A 13498-nucleotide genomic window follows, 5' to 3' on the forward strand; every position below is an offset into this window, starting at 1 on the left:
GAACGATATGCTCGATTCCAAACTGTTACGCGGCCAACTTCAGGAAGTGGCGGAACGCCTGGCCTCCCGTGGCTTCAGCCTGGATGTCGCGCGCATCGAATCACTGGAAGAGCGCCGCAAGTCGGTGCAGACCCGCACCGAGCAGCTGCAGGCCGAGCGTAATGCCCGTTCCAAATCCATCGGCCAGGCCAAGGCCAAGGGCGAAGACATCGCCCCGCTGATGGCGGACGTCGAGCGCATGGCCAACGAGCTGGCGGCCGGCAAGGCCGAGCTGGACGAGATCCAGGCCGAGCTCGACGGCATCCTGCTGACCATCCCCAACCTGCCGGACGCCAGCGTGCCGGTCGGCGCCAGCGAAGAAGACAATGTCGAAGTACGCCGCTGGGGCACGCCGCAGGTCTTCGACTTCGAGATCAAGGACCACGTTGCCCTGGGTGAAGTCAGCGGTGGCCTGGACTTCGAGGCCGCGGCCAAGCTGTCCGGCGCGCGCTTTGCCGTGCTGCGTGGGCCGATCGCCCGCCTGCACCGCGCCCTGGCGCAGTTCATGATCAACCTGCACACCGGCGAGCACGGCTACGAGGAGCACTATACCCCGTACCTGGTACAGGCCCCGGCCCTGCAGGGCACCGGCCAGTTGCCGAAGTTCGAGGAAGACCTGTTCAAGATCACCCGCGAAGGCGAGGCCGACTTCTACCTGATCCCGACCGCCGAAGTGTCGCTGACCAACCTGGTGGCGGGCGAGATCCTCGACGCCAAGCAACTGCCGCTGAAACTGGTCGCCCACACCCCGTGCTTCCGCAGCGAAGCCGGTGCATCGGGCCGTGACACTCGCGGCATGATCCGCCAGCACCAGTTCGACAAGGTCGAGATGGTCCAGGTGGTGGAGCCGTCCAAGTCGATGGAAGCCCTGGAAGGCCTGACCGCCAACGCCGAGCGCGTGCTGCAGTTGCTGGAACTCCCATACCGCGTGCTGGCCCTGTGCACCGGCGACATGGGCTTCGGCGCAGTGAAGACCTACGACCTGGAAGTGTGGGTGCCGAGCCAGGGCAAGTTCCGCGAAATCAGCTCCTGCTCCAACTGCGGCGACTTCCAGGCCCGCCGCATGCAGGCGCGCTGGCGCAATCCGGAAACCGGCAAGCCGGAGCTGGTACACACGCTCAACGGCTCGGGCCTGGCCGTGGGCCGTACGCTGGTTGCGGTGCTGGAGAACTACCAGCAGGCCGATGGTTCGATTCGCGTACCTGAGGTGCTCAAGCCTTACATGGGCGGCGTCGAGGTTATCCGCTAAATGAAGTACCTGCCGCTGTTCCATAAGCTGCAGGGCGGCCGGGTTCTGGTCGTCGGCGGCGGTGAGATCGCCCTGCGCAAGGCGCGCCTGCTGGCGGATGCCGGGGGTGTGCTACGGGTGGTCGCGCCGGAAGTCGACGGCCAGTTGGCCGCACTGGCCAGGGAAGGCAGCGGAGAGGTGCTGGTGCGTGGCTATCAGGTCGCTGACCTGGAGGGGTGCCGTCTGGTGATCGCTGCCACCGATGACCCGGCGCTCAACGCGCAGGTGTCGGAAGACGCACAAGCGCGCAGCCTGCCGGTCAACGTGGTGGACGCACCGGCCCTGTGCACGGTGATCTTCCCTGCCATCGTCGATCGCTCGCCCTTGGTGGTGGCGGTATCCAGTGGCGGCGATGCGCCCGTGCTGGCACGCTTGATCCGGGCCAAGCTCGAGGCCTGGATTCCGTCCACCTATGGCGAGCTGGCAGGCCTGGCCGCGCGTTTTCGTGACAAGGTCAAGTCGCTGTACCCGGACGTCAACCAGCGGCGCGGCTTCTGGGAGACAGTGTTCCAGGGGCCGATCGCCGAGCGCCAGTTGGCCGGGCAGGGCGCCGAAGCCGAGCGCCTGTTGCAGGCCATGGTCGATGGCGTGCCAGTGCAGCAGGGCGGTGAGGTCTATCTGGTCGGTGCCGGCCCTGGTGATCCCGACTTGTTGACCTTCCGTGCCTTGCGCCTGATGCAGCAGGCTGACGTGGTGCTTTACGACCGTCTGGTGGCTCCGGCCATCATCGAGATGTGCCGGCGTGATGCCGAGCGCATCTATGTCGGCAAGCGTCGCGCTGACCATGCCGTGCCCCAGGACCAGATCAACCGCCTGTTGGTCGATCTGGCCCGCCAAGGGAAGCGTGTGTTGCGCCTGAAGGGCGGCGATCCGTTCATCTTCGGCCGTGGCGGCGAGGAGATCGAGGAACTGGCCGATGAGGGCATCCCCTTCCAGGTGGTGCCGGGTATCACGGCGGCCAGCGGCTGTTCGGCCTACGGCGGTATTCCGCTGACTCACCGCGACTACGCCCAGTCGGTGCGCTTCGTCACGGGTCACCTCAAGGACGGCACCAGCAACCTGCCTTGGAATGACCTGGTGGCGCCAGCCCAGACCCTGGTGTTCTACATGGGCCTGGTTGGCTTGCCGACCATCTGCGCCGAGTTGATCCGTCATGGTCGTGCGGCAAGCACGCCGGCAGCGCTGGTGCAGCAGGGCACTACCCGCAATCAGCGCGTGTTCACCGGTACCCTGGCAGACCTGCCGGACCTGGTCGCCCGGCATGAAGTGCATGCGCCGACCCTGGTGATCGTTGGGGAAGTGGTGCAGTTGCGTGACAAGCTGACCTGGTTCGAAGGGGCACAGAACAGCTGATCACTGGCACCACTTTGTGATCCATTCGCGGGCAAGCCCGCTCCCACAGGTACAGCGCCGCTTTAAACCTGTGGGAGCGGGCTTGCCCGCGAATGGGCTGCGAAGCAGCCCCAGCGACGTCAACCCTGCCATATTCCCTTGCCCGCCAACCGCTCACGGTCATGGGGCAGCGTGAAGTCCTGCAACGGCCCCTTGGGCACGATGCCGTTCGGGTTGATGGTCTTGTGGCTCATGTAGTAGTGCTTCTGGATATGCTCCATATTCACCGTCTGCGCCACCCCCGGCCACTGATAAAGCTCGCGCAGCCAGTTGGAGAGGTTCGGGTAGTCCGCCAGTCGTCGCAGGTTGCACTTGAAGTGCCCGTGGTACACCGCATCGAAGCGTACCAACGTGGTGAACAGCCTTACATCCGCCTCGGTCAGGTATTCGCCGGCCAGGTAGCGCTGGGTGTCGAGCAGTGCCTCCAGGTGATCCAGCTCATTGAACACCTCATCGAACGCTGCCTCGTACGCCTCCTGGGTGGTGGCGAAGCCTGCGCGATAAACGCCGTTGTTCACCGCCGGGTAAATGCGTTCGTTGAGTGCATCGATAGTCGCGCGCAGTGGTTCGGGATAGAGGTCCAGACGGTTGCCGGTCAACTCATCGAACGCGCTGTTGAAGATGCGGATGATTTCCGCTGATTCGTTGTTGACGATGCGCTTCTCTTGCTTGTCCCATAGCACCGGTACCGTCACCCGGCCGGTGTAGTGCGGATCATCCAAGGTATAGCGATGATGCAGGTACTGGAGGGCGTCGAGATGATCGCCCGTCGAGCCTTGTGCGGTGTCGAAGGTCCAACCATGCTCGCCCATCAGCCAGCTCACCACAGATACGTCGATCAGTGGCTCCAGGCCCTTGAGTGCGCGGACGATCAGGGTGCGGTGCGCCCATGGGCAGGCCAGCGAAACATACAGGTGGTAACGGCCTGCTTCGGCCGCAGGTAGCGCATTGCGGCGCTGGGCGTTTTCGCGGCGGAAGGCGCCATCCTTGCTGTTCTGGTACCACTGGTCATGCCAGCGGCCGTCGATCAAAAGGCCCATGTGGAGCTCCAATTACCAAGTCGTTTGTCGTTGGAGCTCAGTCTAGGGCATACCGTTCGAATAAATAGCGCAAATATCGCCAGTCATTGATCGAGTGATTAGATGTTTCGGTTTGACCAGAACGTGCGCGCGGTGCTGAACGCCAGTTCGCGATCCTGGCCCAGACCGCGCAGCGCGAGGGCCATGGTCGCGACTACTGCCAGCTCGCCATAGCTGTCCTGCGCCGCGCCGCGCCATACCGTCAACAGATGCTCAGGCTCAAGCGTTGCCGGCTTGACGTGGCGTTGTGCGCTCAGCGCGGGCCATTCTTCGTCCCAGGCCTCGCTGCCGGTAGTGCCGTACAAGTGACTGACGACATCGGGGTTCACCTCGATCTCGCCGCCATCACCTTTGATCACCAGGGCGTGATCGCCGAGCAGGCGGCTGGCTTCGCGGTGCACGGCCTGGTAGCCGGGGTGGAAGATGCTTTGCAGGCCGCAGCGGGCGCCGAGCGGGTTGAGCACGCGGGCCAGGGAGTGGATCGGCGAGCGCAGGCCCAAGGTGTTGCGCAGGTCGATCATCCGCTGCAACTGCGGCGCCCAGTCCTGCAACGGGAAGAAGGCCAGTTGCTGCTGATCCAGGCTGCTGGCGACCGCTTGCCAGTCACGGCAGAGGGGGATATCCAACAGGGTGAGCAACTGTTCGGTGTACAGGCGCCCGGCCGTGTGGGCGCCGCCGCCATGCATGAGAATGCGCACGCCGTTGCCAGCCAGGCACTTGGCGGCCAGCAGGTACCAGGGCAGGTGGCGCTTCTTGCCGGCATAGCTTGGCCAGTCGATATCCACGGCGATCGATGGTGCTTGCAGGTGGCTGCGCAGGGCTTCGGTGAAACCAGCCAGTTCCTCGGCACTTTCCTCCTTGTGCCGCAGCAGCATCAGGAAGGCGCCCAGTTGGGTGTCTTCGACTTTCCCTTCGAGCAGCAGTGTCATCGCCGCGCGCGCTTCCTCGCGGGTCAAGCCCCGTGCCCCTCGCTTGCCCTTGCCAAGAATGCGCACGAATTCGGCGAAGGGGTGTTCGGCCGGGGTTTCCAGGGTCAGGGGGCTTGGGCTGTCGGTCATCGGCTCGGTCATATGCAGTTGGTCGGCTTGGGCAGGCCCGCCAGCTTGGCGGCCAGTTTGGCGGGGGTGCCGTTGAACAGACGATTCAGGTGCGGGCTGTTGCCCTTGTCCGGGCCCAGCTTCAGGGCGGTGTACTTGATCAGCGGACGAGTCGCTGGCGAAAGTTGATATTCGTCGTAGAACTGACGCAGCAGTTCGAGGACTTCCCAGTGGTCCGGGGTCAAGGCGATCGCTTCACGGGCGGCCAGGGCTTGGGCGACCTCGTGGGACCAGTCCTCCAAGTCGACCAGGAAGCCGTCCTTGTCCAGGGCGATCGAGCGATCGCCGACAGTCAGGTTGCTCATAGCCAGGTGTTGACCTTGTCGTAGTGCAGCGAGAGCTCGACGAAGGCGGGATAGTCCACGGCTTTTGCCAACTCGCTGGGGATTGCGCGGGCCAGTAGGTCTTCTTCGAGGGCGAACAGGCGTTGCTCCAGGCCAGCAGCCTGCAACACCCGGTAAGGTTCGCTGCCAGGCTTGAGGGCGTAGGTTGCATCGCCGCACAGCAGCAGCGCGTCCTGGGTGTCCAGCAAACGCAGGCAACTGGCCAGACGGTCGTCGCCGAAGGGCGAATGGCTGATTACATGCAAGGTCGTCATCAGAGGGTCACCACCTGGTCGAAACGGGCGATCAGTGCGCGCAGCGCTGCATCGTCGAGAACCTGTACCGGCAGTTCCAGCGTGCTGCCGTCCAGCCCGCGTTGCTGGAGGCTGTGCGCGCAGGCGAACAGTTCCTCGACCCCGAACATCGGGAGCGCCTGCAGGTTGGCGGCAAGGTTCTTCTGCTGCAGCAGCGCCGGTTGCTGGCTGCTGGCGAGCTGGAAGACACCGTCGTCGAGAAACAGCATGCCCAGCGGCAGGTCGAAGGCGCCACCGGCAAGCGCGATATCCAGCGCTTCGCGGGCGGATGGCCCATTCCAAGGCGCCTGACGGCTGACGATCAACAAGGATCTGGCCATTTCAATCGCCTCCGAAGCAGACCAGGCGGTCTGCCGTTTGCGCAGCTTCGTGCAGTTGCCCAAGGCCGGACAGTTCCCAGGGTTTGGGCAGGTTCACGGCAGGGCGCTGGTAACGGTTGGCTTCGGCCTCGTCGAGCACGCCCCGGCGCAATGCTGCGGCGATGCAGACCACGGCATCGAGCTGATGGTCGCTGATGAAGCTGCGCCATTGCGCCGCCACATCCTGTTCATCCTGAGGCGCGACGACGTTGGCCGAGGCGCTGTGCACCCCGTCCTGGTAGAAGAACAGTCGGGTAATCTCGTGTCCGCCGGCCAGGGCCGCCTCGGCGAAGCGCAGCGCGCGGCGCGAGGAGGGCGCATGGGCCGGAGAAAACACCGCGATGGCGAATTTCATGGAAGGCTCGTGCAAAGAAATGCCGCCATGATAAAGCAAAAAGCCCGCACCTGTAGGCGCGGGCTTTTGTCTGCCTGCAACGGTGGTCAGGCGTGTTCCTTGCTCTCTGGCAGGAACCAGTTCAGCACCAGGGCGCAGATGCCACCGGTGGCAACGCCCGACTCCAGTACGTTGCGCAGCGCCGCCGGCATGTGCGCCAGGAACTCCGGCACCTGCGCCACGCCCAGCCCCAGGGCCAGCGACACGGCGATGATCAGCAGCGCCCGACGGTCCAGGCGGGTGCTGGCCAGGATATTGATCCCTGATGCCGCTACCGCACCGAACATCACCATCGCAGCGCCACCCAGTACAGGCTCCGGCACGGCCTGGATTACCCCGGCCACGCTCGGGAACAGCCCCAGCAATACCAGCATGAGCGCGATCCAGACACCGATATGGCGGCTGGCGATGCCCGTCAGTTGGATCACCCCATTGTTCTGCGCAAAGATCGAGCTAGGGAAGGTGTTGAACAGGCCCGCCAGCAGCGAGTTGGCACCATTGACCAGCACCCCGCCCTTGATCCGTTGCATCCACACTGGCCCCTCGACCGGCTGGCGCGACACTTTGCTGGTGGCTGTCACATCGCCGATGGCTTCCAGCGAGGTCACCAGATAGATCACCAGCATCGGAATAAACAGCGCCCAGGAGAAGCCCAGGCCGAAGTGCAGCGGGACCGGCACCTGGAACAGCGCGGCCTCGTGCATCCCAGTGAAGTCCAGGCGCCCCAGGTAGCCTGCCAGCGCATAGCCCACCGCCAGCGCGATGACGATGGCGCAACTGCGCATCCACACCACCGGAATCCGGTTGAGGATCACGATGATGGCCAGCACCACGCCCGAGAGCAGCAGGTTCTCGCCATTGGCGAAGGTGCCGTTGCCCATGGCCGTAAAGCCACCACCCATGCTGATCAGGCCAACCTTGATCAGGGTGAGGCCGATCATCAGCACCACGATGCCGGTCACCAGCGGGGTGATCAGGCGCTTGATGAATGGCAGGATGCGTGAAACGCCCATCTCCACGAACGAGCCGGCGATCACGACCCCGAAGATCGCCGCCATCACGCCTTCGACCGGCGTGCCCTGCTTGACCATCAGCGCACCACCGGCAATCAGCGGCCCGACGAAGTTGAAGCTGGTGCCCTGGACGATCAGCAATCCCGCGCCGAATGGCCCGAAACGCTTGCACTGGACGAAGGTGGCGATGCCCGAGATCACCAACGACATCGACACGATCAGGTTGGTGTCTCGCGGCGAAACGCCCAGCGCCTGGCAGATCAACAGGCCGGGAGTGACGATTGGCACGATGATCGCCAACAAGTGCTGCAGTGCCGCCAGCAGGCCGATCAGTGGCCGCGGCTTGTCCTCGAGGCCAAGGACCAGTTCGTTGGCAGGCGCCGTCGCGCCCGGCTCGTGTTCGAGTGAACTCATGGGAAACCGCCCCGAAGAAAAAAGGAGCGCATTCTACGGGGCCCGACGGCGAAGGGGTAGAGGTACGTCTTGGCTGGGCTGCTCTTTGTTTCTTTGTGGCGGGGAGGGCGTGCAACCCTAAAAGCATCCGCCCACAAAAAAGCCCGCCGAAGCGGGCTTTCCTGAATCGTCCAATCGCTAGCGATCAGTCGTCACGACCCATGATGCCGAACAGTTGCAACAGGCTGACGAACAGGTTGTAGATCGATACATACAGGCTGATGGTCGCCATGATGTAGTTGCGCTCACCGCCATGGATGATGGCGCTGGTCTGGAACAGGATGCAGACCGACGAGAACAGCACGAAGCCTGCGCTGATCGCCAGTTGCAGGCCGCTGATCTGGAAGAAGAAGCTCGCGACCACGGCACCCAGCAACACGAAGAAGCCTGCGGTGATGAAGCCGCTGAGGAAGCTCATGTCGCGGCGGGTGATCAGCACGTAGGCCGACAGGCCACCGAATACCAGAGCGGTCATGGCGAAGGCCGAGCTGACCACTTCAGCACCACCGGCCATGCCGAGGTAGCGGTTGAGGATCGGGCCGAGGATGAAGCCCATGAAGCCGGTGAGGGCGAAGGTAGAAACCAGGCCCCAGACCGAATCACGCAGCTTGGCGGTGAGGAAGAACAGCCCGTAGAAGCCGATCAGCACCACGAAGATGTTCGGGTAACCGACGCGCATCTGTTGAGCGACGAAAGCCATCACGCCGCTGAAGGCAAGCGTGAGCGCCAGCAAGCTGTACGTGTTGCGCAGGACCTTGCTGACCTCCTGCTGCTCGACCTGCTGGCCGTGTTGTACGGCGTAATCCTGTTCGCGCATGGCGACACTCCTGTGGGTTTGAAACGTTCAGATGCAAAGATCATAACAGAGCCTCTGCAACGGGCGACAGAGAGAGTTTGACAGCGTGTTTCATTACGGTATGATTGCCGCCGCAAAACAAGCTGGAAGCGTGGCCGAGTGGTTTAAGGCAACGGTCTTGAAAACCGTCGATGGGCAACTATCCTAGAGTTCGAATCTCTACGCTTCCGCCATATTCAAAGCCCTGATTATTCAGGGCTTTTTGCGTTTTTGGGGTATAGAAAAACCACCCGTGGGAACACCTTTGGGAATGGTTTGATTTGTCAGCGCTGACAATACTTCGCTACTTGGTGGGTTTCGCCAGGGCTCCAATTCGACGATAAACCCGCTCGGTAATATCACCTTTGGTGTGGCCCAACAGCAGGCTGGCGTGGTCGACATCGGTGATCTCGGAGGCCGCTTTCGGGCGAATGTCGCGGAACTGGAACTGGCTGATCCTGCCGGCCAGCACCTGGTCTCCGGCGGATACGGCTTCCTTCACCGCTTCCTCCCTGGCGTCATCCCAGCGATGGCGAAGCATTGGTGCAGTGACCCGCTTGCCGCTGTCGGTCAGCAGGAGGTACGGCGAGCCATGCGGAGCGTTGCGCTCCAGAATCTTCCTGATCAGAGCGCCCAGGCTGCTCTCCACCCCATCAACCTCCAGCATGATCCGAAGCTTCTTTTGGGTCTTCTTCTGCTTGACGCCAAGGGCCTTATCCTCAATGTCGTCCCGCCTCATCACCAGCACGTCCGCCGGACGCTGGCCCGTCAAATATGCCAGGTCCATGGCATCCTTCAGCTCACCCACGGCTTTCGCATAAACCGCGTTCCAAATCGACTCGTTCGCGTAGAAGTCCCGCGGCACTTCCTTGTTCTTGCGCACGCCCTGACACGGGTTCTCGCGCGTGGTGAGCCCCCATTCCCTGGCAATGTTGAATATGTGCGATAGGGTGGCGATCTCGCGATTCGCCCTGACCGGTGCTGTCCTTGCATCCCGATACTTTGCTACATGCGCCGGCGTGATGCCGTCGATCGGAGCCGAAGCGAAGTAGTCTCGGAGTTGGCGAATCTCTGCGATGTTGTCCTTCTGGGTGCGCGGCGCTTTCTTTGGGACGATATCGCGCAGGTATCGATCGAAGATGGCCCCCATCGTGACCAGGTCTTTCGGCTTGTCCTTGGACTCAAGTTCGGCCCACTTCAACCTCGCCAGACTCAGATCGGTGCCAAGAGGTACCGGCTTTCCGGATTTGTCCAGGTAGAAGTAGCTGACCCACTCCTTTCCCGGGTTCTTCTTGCTCTTACTGGTGCGCTTGCGCCGGTACATGCCCGGCGGCAGGTCGCGGTTTTCGGTCTTCCTTGGGCGCATCTCACCTCACCTTCGAAATATCTGGCGTCCAGGCTGGAGCTACGCTTGGCGGCGGTGCCATCGGCACCACTTCAAGCGTGACACCCAGCTTCATACGCACATAGTGGCGCCCCACCAGAGGGCGGCCGCTTCGACTCTCAACGAACACCCAGCCGCGTTCTTGGAGCCAGCGGCGCTGGTAGCCCCTAGCCTTGTAGCCGGTCAGCTCGGCCAGCTCTTCGTCCGAAAGGATCTCGGTTTCCATGGGATGGTCTCCACGCCGCCGGTGGCGGCAGTTGGTGGTCAGGCGGGGATTTTTGTGAGCACCGCATCAGCCACCTTGATGGCGGCTTGGGCATTGTCGACGTAGGCAGGCGTGAAGCCTCCGGCGTAGTGGATTACGCGTTGGCAGGAATCCAGCTCCTTGCGCAGCAGGCGCACCGCCTGCACCAGTTCTTCCTGCAGTGCGCCCTCGGCGCGCCCGATATCCCAGAACTCCAGGCCCCAGTGATCGGCAGGCGGCGGGTTGTTGTTCTGTTTGCCCGTGGCAAGGGCGCCGATGATGACGTCGCAGATCCCGCGCTTGTAGGCGTTGTCGCCATCGAGGCTGAGGCCTCCGCGCCGGCGCAACGTGTTCACGGCCTCATCGACTTCGAGGCCGCTGTCCTTCAGGACGATATCCAGCTCTGGCTTGCCTGCCGTGTAGATCACCAGCGCCAATTTGGCGCCTGGCTGCAGGTTCTCGCTGATCATCACCAGCGCATCGTTGGCGACCTGGCGGAATCGGTTGGTTGCGGACATAGGACATCCTCGCCCGCGCAGTCGGCGGGCTTGAGTTGAATAGTTGGGGGAGGGTCTAGGCGAGCTCGGCTTCGAAGGCGTCGACGAGGGCCTGGCTGGTAAAGCTGAGGGGCAGTGCATCGCTGCTTTTGCCGTCGCTGATGAGCACCCAGCCATTTTTGTAGAGGGTGCAGGTTTCTCCCCGGAAGTTGATTCTGGCAATCGGCAGCCCGCCGAAAGGGAGCCAGCGGTTGATGCGATAGATCAGCCTCCTCATTGCATGAGCTCCTTGGGCACCTGGACGAACTCGCCCAGCTTGTACCGCACGAATCCTCGGCAGAACGCGACCAGGGCGGTGGGGCCGTAGCACCAGACGTCGGCGCCCTCTGGGCCGCCGCAGTAGCAGACATCCTCGGCAAGGCCTGGGCGGTGCTGAGCGCTGCCGCGGTGCCTATCGATCAGCTGGCCGCCTTGCTCCCAAGAGCTTGAGGGGCGATAACCGAAGCCCAGCGCGGCACCTCGGATGCTGATGCTGCAGGGCACTCCATCGGGGTGCCACACGGTTGTCCGGCATTCCGGATCTATGGTGAACCCTGCGGCCATGGCCACCGCCCAGTCGAGCGCTGCTCCGGCCATGTTGGATACCCTCACTTCGATCAGGTCGGTCATGGCTGCACCTGCGCGGGGTAGGGTGGCTGGGTGGAAATGGAAAACGAGCCGATCAGCGGAAGCCGAACCCAAGCGCCGAAGTGACCATGGCCGATGTAGTACCGGGTGCCGACCGCCATGGATGGCCCGAAGGCAGGAAGGCACAGCACCTTCTTTGGCTTGCGCCACCAGACCGCCCAGCGCCAGTAACCGCACTTCAGCGCCCAGCTGGCGACAACTGCCTCATCCTTGCCGCCGTAACACCATTTCAGGCCGAGAAATAGCTTTCCGATCTTCACAGCTGATACCTCTCATCAATCCACGCCGCCGGGGCGGCAGCAGGTGTAGGTTCGGGTTGGGTTTCGTGCGGGGAGACCTGGCGCTGGTTGCCTGCGCTGAGCTGGCTGTCGGGGATGCAGCTGATGCCGACCCCATTCAGCAGGTAGCAGGTGACGCCGCGCTGGCTGTCGTGCTGCACGTCGATGACGTTTTCTTGGGCGCTGGCGCCGGTGGCCAGCAGCGCGAGGAGGAGGGCGAGGCGGGTCATGGCTGCTGCACCTTTTCGAAGTAGAAGACGACATCGGCCCCAGTCTCGGCGATCAAGCCGTAGGCCTTGGCCAGGCGGTAGATGGGGTGGTACTGGTTGAGGCTGTGGACGTGGCCGGCCAGCCAGCGTCGCCAGTCCTCGAGCTGCATGCGGTGCTTGCTCAGGTTGCAGGGCGCGCAGGCTGGCATCATGTTGGCCAGGTTGTGGTTCTCCGGGCGGATGGCTGGTACGGTCTTCGCCGCCTCGCCCCAGTTGCGCACCACTGGCTCGAAGTGGTCGGCGTGCCATCGCTCGCCGAGTTCGACGCCGCAATATGCGCAGCGGCCGCCGTACTTCATGCGGACCTGTTCGCGCTCAGCTTTCTTCAGGCGCATGGCTCGATCCTCTGGAACTCGACGACCCAGACCCACGGGTTGGAGTCCCAGTCCCCGCCCGTGGAGTTCCACAGCTCGGCGAAAGCATCAAAGGCCTGGGTGACGGGCATGAACTCGTACATTGAGCGGGCCAGGCCTTCTTTGCAGATCTGGCCGATGGTGATGTGCTGCAGCAGCTCGATTCGAACCTCGGCGATCTCCAGCAGAATTCGGCTTGCCCAGCGGGGCATGTGGATGCTCGGTCTTGCACGCCAAATCCGGTCCGGGTCGGCGGCGGAGTAGGAACCGTTGCGCAAGGCACGGGGATGGTGGCGGTTCGGCTCATTTGGCGGCTCGCCATCAGCGCGGTAGTGGATGCGGCGAGAGCCATTCCACTTGTCGCAGTCGCCTTCAGGGTATGAGGAAGTCCATTCGCCTGCCTGCCAGAAGCTTTCTCGCCCCCACAGCAGGTCGCCAGGCTGGCCATAAGGGCATAGGTCAGCGTAATAGCTGGCGCTGTTCGGGTGCACCTTGCCATCCGCCGGCAGCTCATGGCATTCGCCCAACTGAACGCCGTAGCCAATGTCCTTGAGTGACCGTGCGCTGACCACGCGGCGGGTAACTGTTTTGCGGCCATCCAGCACAGCGCTGGCCATCGGCCCGTTGAAGAGCATCGGTCGTTCCTTTACTTGAGACATAGCTTCGCCTCGCCGCCATTCGGCGGATTAGTTAATATCGGAGGAAATAAGTGAGACCAGGGAAGGTCCACCGGGCAGAAGTCTTGGAAGGCTCAAATCCTTGCTATGCAAAATGGATAAAAGACCATGCCGGATATAGAAAAAAGATATCGTGCTTACAAATTGCTAAGGGAGCTTGATTCGCTCACATCAACCACCATGAATCAGGTAGCTTACGGGCGCTTGGGAGGGCCGGAATGGCAAGCTGCATGCGACGCGCAGCGTGCTGCGTTCAACGCTTGGATCGAATTTGCTGATTCGCTTACAGCCGAAACGAAAGTTCAGAGCGGCTCTCCTTGATTCCAATAAAGTTATACAAAACAGATACATCTGTATAACTTTATGCCGGCTGTCGATTCGTAAGAGATTGCTGATTTAAGTCACTTGTAGGTTTTTTTTGTGCGATCTATTTTGACCCTCTAATGGATGAAAGCTAAAAAGTTAAGGAGGGTCACATGCGTGTTCGTGGAAATGTGTTCTGGGATTGGGCAGATCCAGCGCT

Annotated in this window: 20 protein-coding genes and 1 tRNA gene; 4 read left to right on the forward strand and 17 right to left on the reverse strand. The window is 62.5% G+C overall.

Annotated features, from left to right (window positions below; genetic code table 11):
• Positions 1-7: 7 nt before the first annotated feature.
• Both serS and cysG read left to right on the forward strand, forming a co-directional pair.
• Positions 8-1288 carry a serine--tRNA ligase gene (gene serS, locus ACNFHO_RS15410; RefSeq protein WP_063544265.1) on the forward strand — a complete coding sequence of 427 codons (1281 nt, stop codon included), beginning with the start codon at positions 8-10 and terminating at the stop codon, positions 1286-1288.
• Positions 1289-2680 carry a siroheme synthase CysG gene (cysG, locus tag ACNFHO_RS15415; protein ID WP_416766778.1) on the forward strand — a complete coding sequence of 464 codons (1392 nt, stop codon included), beginning with the start codon at positions 1289-1291 and terminating at the stop codon, positions 2678-2680.
• A gap of 119 nt (positions 2681-2799) precedes the next feature.
• On the opposite strand, the gene ACNFHO_RS15420 is transcribed toward cysG, so the two are convergent.
• From ACNFHO_RS15420 to ACNFHO_RS15455, 8 genes are all read right to left on the reverse strand, one after another.
• Complete coding sequence (locus ACNFHO_RS15420) at positions 2800-3759, reverse strand: glutathione S-transferase family protein (RefSeq protein ID WP_416766779.1); 960 nt, start codon at positions 3757-3759, stop codon at positions 2800-2802.
• Between the two features lie 98 nt (positions 3760-3857).
• Positions 3858-4856 carry a glycosyl transferase family protein gene (locus tag ACNFHO_RS15425; RefSeq protein WP_416766780.1) on the reverse strand — a complete coding sequence of 333 codons (999 nt, stop codon included), beginning with the start codon at positions 4854-4856 and terminating at the stop codon, positions 3858-3860.
• 8 nt (positions 4857-4864) lie between these two features.
• On the reverse strand, positions 4865-5200 hold the full coding sequence (locus ACNFHO_RS15430; RefSeq protein WP_416766781.1) for a TusE/DsrC/DsvC family sulfur relay protein: 336 nt from the start codon (positions 5198-5200) through the stop codon (positions 4865-4867).
• Entirely contained in the window at positions 5197-5493 is a 297-nt protein-coding gene (gene tusB, locus ACNFHO_RS15435; protein ID WP_416766782.1) for a sulfurtransferase complex subunit TusB, read from the reverse strand. The genes ACNFHO_RS15430 and tusB overlap by 4 nt, the downstream gene beginning before the upstream one ends.
• A complete protein-coding gene (gene tusC / locus ACNFHO_RS15440; RefSeq protein ID WP_416766783.1) occupies positions 5493-5852 on the reverse strand; it encodes a sulfurtransferase complex subunit TusC in 360 nt (119 codons plus the stop codon). The genes tusB and tusC overlap by 1 nt, the downstream gene beginning before the upstream one ends.
• Before the next feature lies 1 nt (position 5853).
• On the reverse strand, positions 5854-6246 hold the full coding sequence (tusD, locus tag ACNFHO_RS15445; RefSeq protein WP_054892318.1) for a sulfurtransferase complex subunit TusD: 393 nt from the start codon (positions 6244-6246) through the stop codon (positions 5854-5856).
• Between the two features lie 86 nt (positions 6247-6332).
• Complete coding sequence (locus tag ACNFHO_RS15450) at positions 6333-7712, reverse strand: nucleobase:cation symporter-2 family protein (RefSeq protein WP_416766784.1); 1380 nt, start codon at positions 7710-7712, stop codon at positions 6333-6335.
• A gap of 184 nt (positions 7713-7896) precedes the next feature.
• The gene (locus ACNFHO_RS15455) at positions 7897-8568 is read right to left on the reverse strand and encodes a Bax inhibitor-1/YccA family protein (RefSeq protein ID WP_054892316.1); all 672 of its coding nucleotides are present in this window, start codon (positions 8566-8568) and stop codon (positions 7897-7899) included.
• 124 nt (positions 8569-8692) lie between these two features.
• On the opposite strand from ACNFHO_RS15455, the gene ACNFHO_RS15460 reads away from it, so the two are divergent.
• Positions 8693-8780: transfer RNA gene (locus tag ACNFHO_RS15460), tRNA-Ser, on the forward strand.
• A gap of 110 nt (positions 8781-8890) precedes the next feature.
• On the opposite strand, the gene ACNFHO_RS15465 is transcribed toward ACNFHO_RS15460, so the two are convergent.
• Genes ACNFHO_RS15465 through ACNFHO_RS15505 form a run of 9 tightly spaced genes read right to left on the reverse strand, consistent with a single transcriptional unit; the run spans position 8891 to position 12933 of the window.
• A complete protein-coding gene (locus ACNFHO_RS15465; protein WP_416766785.1) occupies positions 8891-9952 on the reverse strand; it encodes a tyrosine-type recombinase/integrase in 1062 nt (353 codons plus the stop codon).
• Between the two features lies 1 nt (position 9953).
• Positions 9954-10196, reverse strand: a complete 243-nt coding sequence (locus ACNFHO_RS15470; protein WP_416766786.1) for a DUF4224 domain-containing protein — start codon at positions 10194-10196, stop codon at positions 9954-9956.
• Positions 10197-10234: 38 nt separating this feature from the next.
• Positions 10235-10732: a hypothetical protein gene (locus ACNFHO_RS15475; protein ID WP_416766787.1), complete on the reverse strand. Its 498-nt coding sequence runs from the start codon at positions 10730-10732 to the stop codon at positions 10235-10237.
• Between the two features lie 55 nt (positions 10733-10787).
• On the reverse strand, positions 10788-10988 hold the full coding sequence (locus ACNFHO_RS15480) for a hypothetical protein (RefSeq protein WP_416766788.1): 201 nt from the start codon (positions 10986-10988) through the stop codon (positions 10788-10790).
• Positions 10985-11380 (reverse strand): phage protein NinX family protein, encoded by a 396-nt coding sequence (locus ACNFHO_RS15485; RefSeq protein WP_416766789.1) that lies wholly within the window; start codon positions 11378-11380, stop codon positions 10985-10987. Before ACNFHO_RS15485 ends, ACNFHO_RS15480 begins: the two co-directional genes overlap by 4 nt.
• Positions 11377-11658 (reverse strand): hypothetical protein, encoded by a 282-nt coding sequence (locus ACNFHO_RS15490; protein ID WP_416766790.1) that lies wholly within the window; start codon positions 11656-11658, stop codon positions 11377-11379. Before ACNFHO_RS15490 ends, ACNFHO_RS15485 begins: the two co-directional genes overlap by 4 nt.
• A complete protein-coding gene (locus ACNFHO_RS15495; RefSeq protein WP_416766791.1) occupies positions 11655-11906 on the reverse strand; it encodes a hypothetical protein in 252 nt (83 codons plus the stop codon). The genes ACNFHO_RS15490 and ACNFHO_RS15495 overlap by 4 nt, the downstream gene beginning before the upstream one ends.
• Positions 11903-12280: an HNH endonuclease gene (locus tag ACNFHO_RS15500; RefSeq protein ID WP_416766792.1), complete on the reverse strand. Its 378-nt coding sequence runs from the start codon at positions 12278-12280 to the stop codon at positions 11903-11905. The genes ACNFHO_RS15495 and ACNFHO_RS15500 overlap by 4 nt, the downstream gene beginning before the upstream one ends.
• Entirely contained in the window at positions 12271-12933 is a 663-nt protein-coding gene (locus ACNFHO_RS15505) for a morphogenetic protein (RefSeq protein ID WP_416766793.1), read from the reverse strand. Before ACNFHO_RS15505 ends, ACNFHO_RS15500 begins: the two co-directional genes overlap by 10 nt.
• Before the next feature lie 150 nt (positions 12934-13083).
• Here ACNFHO_RS15505 and ACNFHO_RS15510 point away from each other — a divergent pair, with 150 nt between their 5' ends.
• Positions 13084-13296: a hypothetical protein gene (locus ACNFHO_RS15510; RefSeq protein WP_416766794.1), complete on the forward strand. Its 213-nt coding sequence runs from the start codon at positions 13084-13086 to the stop codon at positions 13294-13296.
• Positions 13297-13498: the final 202 nt, after the last annotated feature.

Source organism: Pseudomonas sp. NY15374, from assembly GCF_048068255.1.
In the GTDB taxonomy this organism is placed as follows: domain Bacteria; phylum Pseudomonadota; class Gammaproteobacteria; order Pseudomonadales; family Pseudomonadaceae; genus Aquipseudomonas; species Aquipseudomonas machongensis.

Excerpts from the sequence above, each read along its gene's own strand:
- ACNFHO_RS15430 (WP_416766781.1), bottom strand. The coding sequence starts at position 5,200 with ATGAGCAACCTGACTGTCGGCGATCGCTCGATCGCCCTGGACAAGGAC.
- tusB (WP_416766782.1), bottom strand. The coding sequence starts at position 5,493 with ATGACGACCTTGCATGTAATCAGCCATTCGCCCTTCGGCGACGACCGT.
- ACNFHO_RS15500 (WP_416766792.1), bottom strand. The coding sequence starts at position 12,280 with ATGCGCCTGAAGAAAGCTGAGCGCGAACAGGTCCGCATGAAGTACGGC.
- ACNFHO_RS15450 (WP_416766784.1), bottom strand. The coding sequence starts at position 7,712 with ATGAGTTCACTCGAACACGAGCCGGGCGCGACGGCGCCTGCCAACGAA.
- tusD (WP_054892318.1), bottom strand. The coding sequence starts at position 6,246 with ATGAAATTCGCCATCGCGGTGTTTTCTCCGGCCCATGCGCCCTCCTCG.
- ACNFHO_RS15480 (WP_416766788.1), bottom strand. The coding sequence starts at position 10,988 with ATGAGGAGGCTGATCTATCGCATCAACCGCTGGCTCCCTTTCGGCGGG.
- ACNFHO_RS15510 (WP_416766794.1), top strand. The coding sequence starts at position 13,084 with ATGCCGGATATAGAAAAAAGATATCGTGCTTACAAATTGCTAAGGGAG.
- ACNFHO_RS15470 (WP_416766786.1), bottom strand. The coding sequence starts at position 10,196 with ATGGAAACCGAGATCCTTTCGGACGAAGAGCTGGCCGAGCTGACCGGC.
- ACNFHO_RS15420 (WP_416766779.1), bottom strand. The coding sequence starts at position 3,759 with ATGGGCCTTTTGATCGACGGCCGCTGGCATGACCAGTGGTACCAGAAC.
- ACNFHO_RS15485 (WP_416766789.1), bottom strand. The coding sequence starts at position 11,380 with ATGACCGACCTGATCGAAGTGAGGGTATCCAACATGGCCGGAGCAGCG.
- tusC (WP_416766783.1), bottom strand. The coding sequence starts at position 5,852 with ATGGCCAGATCCTTGTTGATCGTCAGCCGTCAGGCGCCTTGGAATGGG.
- cysG (WP_416766778.1), top strand. The coding sequence starts at position 1,289 with ATGAAGTACCTGCCGCTGTTCCATAAGCTGCAGGGCGGCCGGGTTCTG.
- ACNFHO_RS15495 (WP_416766791.1), bottom strand. The coding sequence starts at position 11,906 with ATGACCCGCCTCGCCCTCCTCCTCGCGCTGCTGGCCACCGGCGCCAGC.
- ACNFHO_RS15475 (WP_416766787.1), bottom strand. The coding sequence starts at position 10,732 with ATGTCCGCAACCAACCGATTCCGCCAGGTCGCCAACGATGCGCTGGTG.
- ACNFHO_RS15455 (WP_054892316.1), bottom strand. The coding sequence starts at position 8,568 with ATGCGCGAACAGGATTACGCCGTACAACACGGCCAGCAGGTCGAGCAG.
- ACNFHO_RS15425 (WP_416766780.1), bottom strand. The coding sequence starts at position 4,856 with ATGACCGACAGCCCAAGCCCCCTGACCCTGGAAACCCCGGCCGAACAC.
- ACNFHO_RS15465 (WP_416766785.1), bottom strand. The coding sequence starts at position 9,952 with ATGCGCCCAAGGAAGACCGAAAACCGCGACCTGCCGCCGGGCATGTAC.
- serS (WP_063544265.1), top strand. The coding sequence starts at position 8 with ATGCTCGATTCCAAACTGTTACGCGGCCAACTTCAGGAAGTGGCGGAA.
- ACNFHO_RS15505 (WP_416766793.1), bottom strand. The coding sequence starts at position 12,933 with ATGCTCTTCAACGGGCCGATGGCCAGCGCTGTGCTGGATGGCCGCAAA.